Source organism: Oenococcus sp. (genome assembly GCF_047725585.1).
GTDB lineage: Bacteria > Bacillota > Bacilli > Lactobacillales > Lactobacillaceae > Oenococcus > Oenococcus kitaharae_A.
In genome coordinates, this window is sequence record NZ_JBDNNF010000002.1 from 137,266 (window position 1) to 150,514 (window position 13,249).

The window sequence follows — 13,249 nt, forward strand, 5'->3', positions numbered from 1 at the left end:
AAGGTTGGATTTTTTATTTGTGCATCAACCAAGCGGCAAAAGCGAAGGCTGCCAAAGATAATAATACGGAGATGATAAGATACAGCAGGGCTTTTTGGCGTTGCTGTTTGGTCGACAAATTAACTGTTTCTAAAATAAAGGTCGAAAAGGTCGTTAAGCCGCCGATAATACCGCTGCCGAAAAAAGTTCGCCAAAGCAGGGAAAGCGAGCTGTTTAACACAATTGCCAGCAGAAAAGAACCGATAATATTGATCAGAATAGTCGCCAGAGAAAAACCAAAAAGCCGGTCAAAGCGCGGGTAGCGCGAAATTAAGTATCTAGCTTCGCCGCCAAGGGCAGTACCTAAGGCTGAAATAAAGGTTAGTTTAATCAGCATGTTTCATGACCCTGACGATTTTTTTGCCGCTGATGAGCAGCAGTATACCAAAAACAGTTGATGAGACTAGGTAAAGCAGTGCTAGCAAAAATTGCTGCTGCCTGATGAAAGCATAGATCTCTGATATAAAAGTCGAAAAAGTCGTGAAACTGCCGATTAAACCCGTGCCAACAATTAAGGAGAAAATGCCGCTGTTTTCTTCAGAGAGCTCGACATATTCATAAGTCATGCCCATCAGTAAAGCCCCAGTTAAATTAATGACGAGTGTTACCCAGTGAAAGGGACTTTGAAAAGACAATTCCAGCAATTCTCTTAAAGCACCTGCAAAAAAAGCACAAATTAAAATAATGACACTGTTTCTGATCAATCTCCGTCCCCTTAATTTACTTTTTCGAATAATAACACACTACCTTTTTGCAAATCAAGGCTGTTTGGCTATTCATGCTGATAGAACAGGCAACTGTTTGATGAGAAACGATGGATTCGATAAGGAATAGCAGACACTGCACAAAATCCTGCATAAATGCATTGCGCTTGATTCTCATATGGTGTATTCTCTAATTGTAAAAAGTGAATCGGCGATGACGTTCGCCAAAATTTAATTGATAATCAATTTGATGACGTCTACTGTTTGTATTTCAAGCAGTAGACGTTTTTTTTTAAATTATCAAAAGGGAGAAATGATAATGACACAAGTAATTGAAAGAATTCGAGCTCGAGAAATTTTTGATTCGCGAGGGAACCCAACGGTTGAGGCCGATGTTGTTTTATCAGATGGAACACTGGGACGTGCAGAAGTCCCTTCAGGGGCCTCGACTGGTGAAAAAGAAGCCGTTGAATTACGTGATGGTGGTGAACGGCTACAGGGTAAAGGTGTCTTGAAAGCGGTTGATAATGTCAATAAGGACATTAATCGAGCATTACATGGTGCTGATCCGTTTAATCAAGCTCACATCGATCAAATCATGATTGATTTAGATGGCACGGCAAATAAGGCTCATCTAGGTGCCAACGCGATTTTAGGCGTTTCTATGGCAACCGCACGGGCAGCGGCTAATGCCCTGAATGAACCACTTTATCGCTATTTAGGTGGTACTGATTTAGAATTGCCACAAACTTTTCATAATGTGATTAATGGTGGCGAACATGCGGATAATGGCATTGATATTCAGGAATTCATGATTACGCCAGTCGACCGAACCAGCTTTCGGGATGGGTTTGAGAAAATCGCTAATACTTACCATACATTAAAAAAAGTCATTGAGGATGCTGGCTATACAACCGGTCTAGGCGATGAAGGTGGTTTTGCACCGGATCTCAAAAATTCAGAGGAAGCTTTACAGATGCTGCACGATGCCATTCTTAAGGCTGGATACAAACCGGGAAAAGAAATTGCGATTGCTTTTGATGCTGCTGCATCCTATTTCTATAATCGAAGCACGCATAGTTATGATTTTGAAGGGCAGACATATACACCTCAAGAGCTTGGCGATTATTATATGCATTTATTAGCTAAGTTCCCGGAAATTATTTCGATTGAAGACCCCTTCGGGGAGGAAGATTGGGATAATTTTGCGGCCTTTACGAAGGCTCACGGTAGTGAAGTACAAATCGTAGCCGATGACTTGGTGTGCACGAATCCTAAGTTAATTCGGCAGGCTATTCAGCGGGGCGTTGCCAACAGTATTTTAATCAAATTAAACCAGATTGGGACGGTCACAGAAACATTAGAAGGGATTCGATTGGCACGTAAAAACGGCTATACGACGATGATGTCGCACCGTTCTGGAGAAACTGGTGATACTTTTGTGGCTGACTTTACTGTTGCAACAAATGCTGCTCAACTGAAATCCGGTGCGCCGGCCCGTTCTGAACGAGTAGAAAAATATAACCAATTATTGCGTATCGAGGAAGAATTAGGTGCTGATGGTACACGATTAGCACATTTTCCTGATAATGTGACTTTTGATTAACGCGTCATGCAAAAATATCTGATAGGAGCTTTTTGTGAAGTATGAGGTGCTCAGATGATTGAGGATTTATCTAATCAGCAGGCAGTGGCTAAATTGGCATCAGATGGACCCAATGAGGTCCCAGAACCAGCGTTTAATTTTTTTAAAGCCATTGTTAGCCGCCTGTGGGAACCGTCCGCATGGATTCTAGAGGGGGCGCTAGTAATTGAAGTTATCTTGGGTAAAGGTGTTCAAGCAGGCTTTATCGGTTTAATGCTTGGGTTTGCGGCAATGAATGGTGCTGTACAATCGCGGCGTGCCAGTATCGTCTTGCAAAGACTAGCGCACCAATTAATGCCGACTATTTCTGTTCGCCGTGGTGGCCAATGGCAGCTGATCGATGCCAAAGCGTTGGTTGTAGGCGATTTAATTAGCTTGCAGAAGGGGGACGTAATTCCAGCCGATGTGCGCATATTGACGAACCCTATTAACACGGATGAAAGCTCCATTACCGGCGAGTCCATCGCGGTGACTCACCAGGTTGGGGAAACCGCGTTTGCGGGTACAACAGTACTGGCTGGATCATCCTTGGCACACGTGACGGCGACTGGGCGCCAGAGCCGTTCGGGCAAAACGGTCAGTTTAATTAATCAAAGCAATGCGCCTGGGCATTTGCAACGATTGTTAGGAAAAATTATTGGTTACTTGGCACTCCTAGACAGTGTTTTAGCAATTATCATTATTGGCGTAGCGTTGCTCCGGCATGCTGATATGGTTAGGATGTTACCTTTTTTAGCAATGTTGTTTATTGCAACGATTCCAATCGCAATGCCATCAAGTTTTGCAGTTGCGAACGCGGTGGAAGCCCGGGCGCTTAGCGGCCAACGGGTCTTAGTGAGTGAGTTAACTGGGATTCAGGAAGCGGCCAATTTGAATTTGCTGCTCGTAGATAAGACGGGAACGATTACAAGCAACCAGCCGAGAGTCGTTATGTGGAAAAACCTATCAGCAGCATCTGATGATCAATTACTGCGGTTGGCTGCTAGTGCAACTGATTTGCGGCATCCTAGTGTTGTAGACCAAGCAATTGTGAATTTAGCTCATCAGCATCAGCTGACGATGCTGCCGCAACAGGCATTTCAACCGTTCGATGCGAGTGCAGGGTATGCCGAAGCGCTAGTTGGTGAAGCTGCAACAGCAGTCCGTGTACGTGTTGGTGCTTTTAAACGTTTAAGTGAGTTGGCAACACAAATACCAGCGGTAACTGACCAATTGGATTTGGCTCAGGGTCGTTCGGTAGCAGTAATGGTTGATGGTGTCTTACAAGGCGTACTGATTTTGCAAGATCAACCACGTGCGGATAGTGCAGCGGCACTTCAATCGATTCAACGGCGTGGTGTACAAACCGTGATGTTGACTGGAGATAATTTAAAGACTGCGCAAGCCGTGGCTGACACTATTGGGCTAAGTGGTCAAGTACTTACTTTTCAGAATTTTGAAACGCGTTCCATGTCGTTAACACAAGTGGCGGGAATTGCTGAAGTTGTTCCGGAGAATAAGTTAGCAATTGTAAAAGCCATGCAACATGCGGGTTACGTTGTTGGCATGATGGGTGATGGTATTAATGATGCCCCCGCGCTAAAGCAGGCAAAGGTCGGTATCGCTGTTGATAATGCTACCGATTTAGCTAAACGCAGTGCCAGCTTTATCTTGTTAACAGGGGGATTAACGAACGTTATTAAGATTTTAGATAGTGGCCATCGTGTCTACCAGCGAATGCTGACATGGACGATTACCAAACTCTCCCGCACAGTTGAATTGACGATGCTTCTAACGATTGGTTATTTATGGCTGGGTCGTGTGCCGCTGTCGCTAAACGCAATGGTGTTAGTGGCTATTTTAAATGATCTAGTGACTTTGGTGCTCGGAACGGATCGAACAACTATTCGCTATCAACCAGAATACTGGAATATGGCCCGGTTAAGTAAAATTGCAGGGGTCCTTGCGACGGGGTGGACGCTAGTGGGAATCTGTCTGATGGCCTGGGCACGTAACCAATCCTTGCCTGCTGGCGAGTTGAGCACGGGTTTATATGTTTATTTGATCTTCAGCGCAATGTTGACGATCCTAATGACACGTACCAGAAAGCCTTTTTGGCGGGATCGCCCCAGTTGTGCAGTTACGGCAATGATTACAGGTAATTGTTTATTAACGATGATCTTAGCACTCACTGGCTGGGGTGTTGCTGAAATAAATATCGTCATTATCATACAAATCGCAGGCATCGTTTTATTAACTGGATGCATTTTAGAAGGAGCAAAGAAATTCTGGCAAAAAAGTGAAAGCATGCATAACGAAAAATAAATTAAAATGATGTCGATATTTCTTCGAGACCCCTCGCTTGTGTTAGATATCAAATTATAGTAATTAGGCATTTTGTTGTTGGTGGCCGATGATTGCTTTTAATAAAAATGGCGCAATCAGGGTGGCGGCAAAAATGGCAGCGATCACGGCTGAATAGCGATCGTTAGAGAGCAGTTTGCTATGAAAGCCGATTTGAGCAATAATTAAAGCCATTTCGCCACGCGACACCATGCCAAAGCCAATCATCAGCGAGCTGCGATAAGAAAAAGAAAACAGGCGCGCACCAAAAGCCGCTCCCAGTGTTTTGCTGAGTACAGCAGCGATCGTGAGGATAATAAAGAAAAACGAATCCTGAACAAGACCGGTTAATCGCAAATCTAAACCGATACTGACGAAAAACACGGGAATAAACAGGGCATATCCGATTGGCTGGATACCTTCATTGATAGTTTGCTTAAAGGGAGTCTGCCCGATGGCAATTCCTGAGAAAAAAGCCCCAATCACACTGCTAAGGCCCATCAGTTCGGCTAGATAACTAAAAGCAAAACACAGAATCAAAGCCATGAGGACTTCAGACACACGCAGATCAAAAACGCCGCTCCATTTCATTAATTGCGGAATCAGCCAACGGGCTGCTGCGAGGAGGATGATAAAGAATACGATTTGACCGATGATCGTTTTCAAAATGTTTGCTCCGCCTGAATCGCCACTAATTAGGCTTAATAAAATGACTGACAAGATGTCATCTGCAACGGCCGCGCCTAAAATCGTAATGCCTTCGCGGCTGTTAAGGCGATTCATTTCTTTGAGTACTTCGACTGTGATGGAGACGGAAGTTGCTGAAAAAATTAAGGCTAAAAACAGGCTTTCTCTGTGGTCCAGACCAAAAAGTTCACCAATCGCATAAATACTGATTAGTGGTAATAGCATGCCTGTCACTGCAACCAGCAGGCTTGGTTTTATAAAACGCCTCAATAAATGCAGATCGCTTTCTAAGCCGGCCATAAACATGAGGATCACAACACCAATTTCAGAAAATATTTGAGTCAAGTTATTCGGCTGAACCCAATTCAAAAGGGCCGGCCCAATGATAACGCCCACGATCAATTGGCCTATCACGACTGGCAAATTGGCTTTGGCACTGAGCTGCCCGGCCAGCGTTGTCATGAATAAAATCAAACATAAGATTCCTAAAAATGCCATTTTCCGCTCCTCAATATAAAAACCACTGACAATCAAAAATTCCTGGTAACCCAACCAGAAAAAATTCTTGAAAGCAGTGGCTTCAACCTAAATATATATTCAATTGCTTTAATTCTATCATGAAGCGATTTGGAATCGGTTTTGCTGATAACGTGTTTTAATTTTCGGAACTTATCTGCAGCACACAAGCACCAGCAGCATCGCCCTTAGAAACTCTAATTAGTGCTTGCAAAGCATCCTTTAAAGCATAGCGATGAATCGTCGGATGAAGATCCAGCCGCGAGGCCAAAGTCAGGAATTCTTCACCGTCTCGGCGGGTGTTACTTTCGACACTGGTTACAGATTTTTCATGAAAAAGATGTTTTTCATAATTCAAGTTGTGGATATCGCTCATATGGATACCAGCTGAAACAACCGTACCTCCTGGTGCGACAGCTGTTAAGGCGGCCGGAATCAGATCACCAACTGGCGCAAAAATAATTGCTGAATCCAAAGGCACTGGCGATGGATCTAAATCACCTTGCGCAGAAACAGCTCCCAAACTCAAAGCGAATTTTTTCGCATCTTCGCCCCGAGTAAAGACGTGAACCTGTGTGCCTTGAGTAATCGCCAACTGTGCTGTCAAGTGTGCTGAATTGCCAAATCCATAGATACCCAAACTGCCACCAGCGGGAATTTGCGCCCGTTTCAAAGCACGATAGCCAATAATTCCGGCACACAAAAGTGGTGCTGCTGCCTGCAAGTCGAATTGATCAGGGATGCGGTAGGCATAGCCTTCAGGAACGGTTGCATACTCAGCGTACCCGCCGTCAGCATCCCAGCCTGTGTAGACTGATTTTTTACATAGATTTTCTCGACCAGAACGACAGTATTTGCAGACACCGCAAGTGTGACGCAGCCAAGGAATCCCAATTCGGTCACCAATCGCAAAACGGCTGGCATCAGGTCCTTCTTTGACCACTTTGCCGATAATCTGGTGGCCTGGAATCAGATTCTGACGATGAATCGGCAGGTCGCCTTCGATTACATGCAGATCGGTTCGGCAGATGCCGCAGACAATCACTTTGACCAGGACTTCACCTGGGCCGGGGATGGGTACTGGCCGTTTTACAAAACGAATCGGTGCTGTGGGACCAGCTATTGGACCGTTTTGAATGATTTCCCAAGCAGCCATTTCTTTGGGAATTTTAATTTCTGATGTTGTTTTTTCAGTCATGATTTCCCTCCATTTTTTCTTTTCGCCACTAGTATAGTCTGAAAATATGACAATCAAAATCACTTATTGGCTGGTAAGTTTGGACGAGCATGGCGCAGACAGCTAAGCCGATAACCGCTTCTTCATATGAAGTGTTTTGCCTATCTCGGATATTGTATGATAATGATTGACCGGTTCTTAAGATCTTTTTGATCATCAAGACTGGCGGCAAGGCGGGCTGCATGATAAAAGAGCCATGCTAGAGGAGTATTCAGATGATTAGAAAGACCAGAGCTTTTAAACTAGCTATTTTGGCACTGTTTATCGCCTTTATTCTGATTCAAAATTTCGTTCCTTTGTTCGGTTATATTCCGATCGGGCCATTAAGTTTGACAACCATTCACATTACGGTCATCATTGCGGCAATTGTCTTAGGACCTTTGCCGGGCGGTATTTTAGGCGGAGTCTGGGGACTGCTTTCGTTAATTCGTGCCTTTACTGCCCCGACCAGCCCGGTTGAGCCGCTAATTTTCACGAATCCACTGATTGCTATTCTGCCGCGAATTCTGATAGCAATTGTGGCTGCTTATTTATTTATTTTTTTAACCAAGATCCGGGTTAAAAAAGCCTTTGCTATGATGCTGGCTGGGTTAGCGGGTGCATTGACTAATACTGTGCTGGTTTTGGGTATGATTTATCTGTTTTACCGCACGCCGGAAGTCGCTAGTGCATATGGGGTGGCTAATCCTTCGCTGATTGGCGGACTGCTGTTGACTGTCATTGGGACTAATGGCATTCCAGAAGCTATTTTAGCTGCCATTGTGACACCAGTCATTGCATTACCACTCTATCAGTATGTCCACAAAGCTGATTGAAATTCTTTTAAAAAGCAGGAGGAATAAGATTGGCTGACGCTCTGATCGAAGTAAAAAATTTATCATTCCGCTACGCTCAGCACGATAGTATGACGTTAGACCACCTCAGCCTGTCTGTTGAAAAGGGCAGTTGGACGACGATTGTTGGCCGAAACGGCAGCGGTAAATCTACCTTGATCAAACTTCTTACTGGCCTATTAGAAAATAAATCGCAGGATGCAATTAGCCTGTTTGGCGAGGTTTTGAGTGAAGATACTGTAGACGAGATACGTTTGCATATCGGTCTCGTTTTCCAGAATCCCGATAATCAATTTGTCGGACCGACTGTCGCTGATGATGTTGCTTTTGGCTTGGAAAATTTAGGCTTAAGCCGTGACCATATAGAACAGCGAGTCAAAGAGGCTTTGGAAAATGTGGGGATGCTGGATTTTTACGACTGGGAGCCGGCGCGTTTATCCGGAGGACAAAAACAGCGTGTTGCTTTGGCCGGTGTACTGGCCTTACATTCTGACCTGATTATTTTAGATGAGGCAACCAGTATGATCGATCCAATAGGAAGACAATCTTTACTGGCTTTAGTCAAACAGCTTCAAAATCGTTTTGGGATGACGATTTTGTCTGTCACGCATGACATTGAAGAGACATTTTTGGCCGATCAAATTCTTGTGATGGATCATGGCAGCGTTGCTTTACAAGGCAGGCCGTCGCAAATTCTCATTGAAGATCAGGCTCTGTCTGGATTTGGTATAGAGCTCCCCTTGAGCCGCACAGTTCAGCGCGACTTATTGGCTTTATCAATTGCATTACCATCGGGCTATTTAAGCGAAGAGGAGCTGATAGATCAATTATGGCAATTGTATTCAAAGAAGTGAATTACAGCTATCAATCGAAAACACCGAATGCTTTTCAGCTATTAAAAAATGTCAGTTTTCGTCTGGCAGACGGTTCTTTTACAGCTTTGATCGGACAGACGGGAAGCGGCAAGACAACGCTTTTAAAACATATTAACGGTTTATTAAAGCCTAGCCGCGGCCAGGTCATAGTCGGCGATCAAATCATTAGCTCTAAGACATCGGAAAAAGATTTGGCTGATTTGAGAAAAAACGTGGGTTTTTTATTTCAATTTCCGGAAACGCAATTGTTTGCCCCAACTGTTCTGCAGGATGTTGCTTTTGGGCCGGAAAATTTCGGTCAAACAAAGCCATCGGCCGAACAGATTGCCAAAAAGACACTAGAGATGTTGGGCTTTGATATGACGCTTCTTAATCAATCGCCAATCAATTTATCCGGCGGCCAGCAGCGTTTAGCGGCTTTGGCTGGTGTTTTAGCGACTGAACCGCAAATTCTGCTTTTAGATGAACCGACTGCAGGCTTGGATCCTTCGACAGCCAAACGCGTGATGATATTATTTAAGAAATTGCAGCAGGAAAAACATTTAACGATTTTGATGGCAACGCATGATATGGACGCTGCAGCGGAATTCGCCGATCAAATTTTGTTGATGCAGCAGGGAAAATTAGTCAAACAAGCAGCGCCCAAAGACATGTTCCAGGAAAAAGAACTTGTTTTTCAAAAAATCCTAGCCCTGCCGAAGGTGACCACATTTGCCATCAGATTTGCTGCTAAGACAGGATACACGAACCAGAAGCTGCCCATTAGTGAAAAAGAGCTGATTTCGTTTTTACAGCGAGCGTTATCACAAGACCCCTCAGGAAAGGAAACAACGCCGCATGCCTGATTTTATTTTTGGCCAGTTTATGCCTGGCAAATCTTTCATTCACGATCTTGATGCGCGAAATAAGTTGATTTCTGTTTTGTTGATCGTTGCTTTGGACCTTTTGACAACCTCTTGGCTTTGGCTGTTTCTCTTTTTACTTATTAGTCTATTATCGATTAGACTTGCCAGACTGAATTTGAGCTTCTTCTTTCGCGGTATTCGATTTTTTGTTTTTATGATTTTTTTAACGGCCGTTCTTCAGCTGCTTTTCAGCCGTGGCGGGCAAGTTATTTTTAGTTGGGGATTTTTACAACTGACACAGATGGGCCTTCAAACCGGCGTGATTTTTTTTCTCCGTTTTTTAACGGCTCTTGTTGCGATGACTGTGTTCTTATTGACAACTTCACCAATTGCCATTAGCGATACTTTGGCCTTTTTCCTGTCACCCTTGAAAATTTTAAAATTACCGGTCGATGATATCACGCTGACTCTCTCGATTGCTTTGCGTTTCGTGCCGACAATGATTGCCACATTCTCCAGTATTTTGGATGCACAAAAATCCAGAGGGGCAGTTTTCAATCGCGGATCTCTGCTGCATCGTATGAAAATGTATATCCCTGTGATGGCACCGCTATTTTTGAATAGTGTTAAACGTGCCGAAGACTTGGCAGCTGCGATGATTATGCGTGGCTATACAGATGGCCGGCAGCGTACGCGTTTCCGTGTGATGCATTGGCGGCTGGTGGATACGATTGTTATGGCTGCATGGCTGCCGATTATTTTACTGCTGTTTATTACACGATAAAATAATGCTGTAAATTGTTTGAAATTCTTTTTTGTTAGAATAAACGATAATCGTATCTCACTTGATTTCGAGTTGGCCATGATTTGGGTAAAAGCACGCACAACTAGACAAGGGAAATTCAACTATGAAAATCTTCTTCGATGGATTTTATTTTTCCTGCTGATTTTTTTATTAAACAATCTATTTTTATCAACAAAGTCTATACAAGCTGAATCTACAGGCAGCACAAGACCATCTGCACCCTCTGTGCCATTAGCACCGCAGACCCCAGCTCCGGGTCAGATTGATTCGGCGATTGACCAAAACACGCCGATCGAAAATCTCCTTCCGGATCCCATTTTGCGAGATATTGTTGCCGAGAAAATTGGCAAGCCGATTGAATTAATCACCATGGCAGATTGTTTGCAGGCTGATATTACTATTTCAACGGATCAGTTTTTGAAAATAGCGAGCACAACTGGGCTGGAATATTTTAGATCAATTCGCATTGAAGTTTTAGCAGATAAAAATAACGAAGCCCTTTGGAATAAATCAGGGTCGTTTTCTTGGTCAAAATGGTTTGGCACAGCCAAAGATTTTCAAAGCAAGACAACCTTAGTCTTGGCCCACGATTTACGACTCATTTTTCCCGATGGTTTGCAATTTACCTCACTAAAAGGATTTCAAGCTGTCGAGATCGCTCCGTTGACTATTTGGCGCTCGAATGCGGCTCTGCATCTGAATCCTGCTAACTATCGTCATTTTCAAATTTCGACTGCGAATTTAGGTATCCCGAATCTGGATGAAAATTGGAAAATTCGGGGTGAAGGCAACCATTTGACTGGATTTACAGATTCAAATATTTCCTACACGGCTAAGCTCTCAGATGACGGCACTCAGATTGATTTTACTTTGAACAATCCAGACTCAGTATCTTATAAAGATTTGTCCGACCAGAACTACGCCTTTAGGGAATCAGGGAGCAGTTATCAAGGCGGTGTATCATTACCGATCCAAATTGATGGTTTCACCGCACCATTTAACCTTCTCTTTAATTTGTCTTTTGATAATCAAACCTCTACGGCTGCACCAGTCACAGTCCAATATGTTGACGATAGGGGTCGAAGTATTTCTCAAAGCAGCCTGATTCAGGGACAGATCGGTGATAGTTATACAGCGGTTAGAAAAAATATTGACAGCTACTATTTTCAGGAAGTTAGAGGACAGACAAGTGGCCAGCTGAGTCAACAGGGCCAGCTGGTTGTCTTTGTCTATGCAAAAATTAATAGCAGTACAGCTGCGAGTTCACGGCCGGATCCAGCCAGTAAGCAAAGCAGTTCAGCTGCAGCATCTTCGGCCTTACAGAGCTCGCAGTTAACCTTAGGTAATACAACCTCTGTCAGCTCCACTGAGCCAACTTTGTTGTTGACTAATCAACATAAAAAAGGGCAGTTATCGATTGTCGGACAAATATTTCAGACGATTTTAGAAACCGCTGCTGTGATAGTTGCTGTGTTTGCCACTATTTATGTTTATACGAAAATCAAAAAAAAGCGGGAATAATCGCTTATTGAATACTATTTGAAATTTCAGCCATAATACCGCGAGCTATTTCCAGCTTGTTTTGCAAGGGCAGGGTAACGGCTGTTTTTTTGTTTTGAAAAATTGTGACTTGATTTTGATCGCTGTTAAATCCAGATGCTGTACTTGAGACATCATTTGCGACAATCATATCAGCATGCTTTTTCACCAGTTTTTCCTGTGCATAAGCCGCTAAATTCTGCGTTTCCGCCGCAAAACCGACAACGAATTGATGATCTGTTTTGTGTGAACCAGCATCGGCTAAGATATCGGGATTCTGCTGCAAAACAAGTGTTAGGTCATTTTTTTCTGTTTTTTTAATTTTTTCTTTGGCAGGATGGACAACCCGATAATCAGAAACAGCTGCGGCCGAGATGAAAATATCTTGTTGGGGGAATTTTTCTTGGACTACTTGCAGCATCTCTTGGGCATTTTCTACCTTAATCAAAGATACTGAATAGGGCAGATGGCGGATTTGAGTTGCAATCAGAGTGACTTTGGCACCGGCCTCAGCGGCCACTTGTGCCAGTGCGTAGCCCATTTTTCCTGACGACCGGTTGCTGATATAACGGACCGGATCGATGGCTTCTCGCGTGCCGCCAGCAGTGATGAGGATATTTTTGCCACGCAAAGAGCCCTTTTCTGCCAAAAGGCGTATCTGTGCTTGCTCTAAGATATCCTCGGGTTCGGGTAAACGGCCCTTAGCTTCGTAACCTTCAGCTAAGAAGCCATCGGCTGGGTCGATAATGAGAATGCCGTCTCTTTTCAGCTGCTGGATATTGCGGACCGTGGCAGGGTTATTCCACATCTGATCGTTCATTGCGGGCGCGACGATTTTCTTGGCCTGGCTGGCCAGCATGATCGTTGAGGCTGTGTCGTCAGCGATGCCGTTGGCAATTTTAGCGATGATATCAGCACTTGCCGGCAAGACGAAAATATAATCAGCCCACTTTGCCCATTCGATATGTGGCACACTGCCATCTTTTGCCTGAAAAATATCAGTGAGTACTGGAAAACGGCTTAATGTTGCAAAAGTCAGTGGGCTAACAAACTTTTCTGCCGCTTGTGTCATAGACACGCGCACTTGAGCGCCTTGTTTTATCAGTAGTCTTAAAAAATAGGCGGATTTGTAGGCTGCGATACTGCCGCTGACAATTAATAAAATATGTTTATTTTGAAACATTGGCTTTCCTTTACTGATC

The 13,249-nt window shown here is 43.9% G+C and carries 12 protein-coding genes and 1 riboswitch; of the genes, 7 read left to right on the forward strand and 5 right to left on the reverse strand.

Annotated features, from left to right (window positions below):
- Positions 1-13: 13 nt before the first annotated feature.
- Both ABF487_RS03140 and ABF487_RS03145 read right to left on the reverse strand, forming a co-directional pair.
- A complete protein-coding gene (locus tag ABF487_RS03140) occupies positions 14-376 on the reverse strand; it encodes a fluoride efflux transporter FluC (protein WP_415634458.1) in 363 nt (120 codons plus the stop codon).
- Positions 366-743, reverse strand: coding sequence for a fluoride efflux transporter FluC (locus ABF487_RS03145; protein WP_415634459.1), 378 nt, complete (start codon positions 741-743; stop codon positions 366-368). Before ABF487_RS03145 ends, ABF487_RS03140 begins: the two co-directional genes overlap by 11 nt.
- A gap of 201 nt (positions 744-944) precedes the next feature.
- Positions 945-1,010, forward strand: a riboswitch (Fluoride riboswitch).
- A 52-nt stretch (positions 1,011-1,062) separates the two neighbouring features.
- Between ABF487_RS03145 and eno the strand changes: the two genes are divergently transcribed.
- Both eno and ABF487_RS03155 read left to right on the forward strand, forming a co-directional pair.
- Positions 1,063-2,349 (forward strand): phosphopyruvate hydratase, encoded by a 1,287-nt coding sequence (gene eno / locus ABF487_RS03150; protein WP_415634460.1) that lies wholly within the window; start codon positions 1,063-1,065, stop codon positions 2,347-2,349.
- 54 nt (positions 2,350-2,403) lie between these two features.
- Complete coding sequence (locus ABF487_RS03155; protein ID WP_415634461.1) at positions 2,404-4,692, forward strand: HAD-IC family P-type ATPase; 2,289 nt, start codon at positions 2,404-2,406, stop codon at positions 4,690-4,692.
- A gap of 63 nt (positions 4,693-4,755) precedes the next feature.
- On the opposite strand, the gene ABF487_RS03160 is transcribed toward ABF487_RS03155, so the two are convergent.
- The gene (locus ABF487_RS03160; protein WP_415634462.1) at positions 4,756-5,895 is read right to left on the reverse strand and encodes a cation:proton antiporter; all 1,140 of its coding nucleotides are present in this window, start codon (positions 5,893-5,895) and stop codon (positions 4,756-4,758) included.
- A gap of 157 nt (positions 5,896-6,052) precedes the next feature.
- The gene (locus ABF487_RS03165; RefSeq protein ID WP_415634463.1) at positions 6,053-7,111 is read right to left on the reverse strand and encodes a zinc-dependent alcohol dehydrogenase family protein; all 1,059 of its coding nucleotides are present in this window, start codon (positions 7,109-7,111) and stop codon (positions 6,053-6,055) included.
- Between the two features lie 254 nt (positions 7,112-7,365).
- On the opposite strand from ABF487_RS03165, the gene ABF487_RS03170 reads away from it, so the two are divergent.
- The 5 genes from ABF487_RS03170 (at position 7,366) to ABF487_RS03190 (ending at position 12,029) form a co-directional block, all read left to right on the forward strand.
- A complete protein-coding gene (locus ABF487_RS03170) occupies positions 7,366-7,965 on the forward strand; it encodes an ECF transporter S component (protein ID WP_415625073.1) in 600 nt (199 codons plus the stop codon).
- A gap of 29 nt (positions 7,966-7,994) precedes the next feature.
- The gene (locus tag ABF487_RS03175) at positions 7,995-8,837 is read left to right on the forward strand and encodes an energy-coupling factor transporter ATPase (RefSeq protein WP_415625074.1); all 843 of its coding nucleotides are present in this window, start codon (positions 7,995-7,997) and stop codon (positions 8,835-8,837) included.
- Positions 8,813-9,703: an ATP-binding cassette domain-containing protein gene (locus ABF487_RS03180; protein WP_415625075.1), complete on the forward strand. Its 891-nt coding sequence runs from the start codon at positions 8,813-8,815 to the stop codon at positions 9,701-9,703. Before ABF487_RS03175 ends, ABF487_RS03180 begins: the two co-directional genes overlap by 25 nt.
- Positions 9,696-10,487 carry an energy-coupling factor transporter transmembrane component T family protein gene (locus tag ABF487_RS03185; protein WP_415625076.1) on the forward strand — a complete coding sequence of 264 codons (792 nt, stop codon included), beginning with the start codon at positions 9,696-9,698 and terminating at the stop codon, positions 10,485-10,487. Before ABF487_RS03180 ends, ABF487_RS03185 begins: the two co-directional genes overlap by 8 nt.
- Positions 10,488-10,565: 78 nt before the next feature.
- On the forward strand, positions 10,566-12,029 hold the full coding sequence (locus ABF487_RS03190; protein WP_415634464.1) for a MucBP domain-containing protein: 1,464 nt from the start codon (positions 10,566-10,568) through the stop codon (positions 12,027-12,029).
- A gap of 4 nt (positions 12,030-12,033) precedes the next feature.
- Here ABF487_RS03190 and coaBC read toward each other — a convergent pair whose 3' ends face one another.
- On the reverse strand, positions 12,034-13,230 hold the full coding sequence (gene coaBC / locus ABF487_RS03195) for a bifunctional phosphopantothenoylcysteine decarboxylase/phosphopantothenate--cysteine ligase CoaBC (RefSeq protein ID WP_415634465.1): 1,197 nt from the start codon (positions 13,228-13,230) through the stop codon (positions 12,034-12,036).
- Positions 13,231-13,249 lie beyond the last annotated feature (19 nt).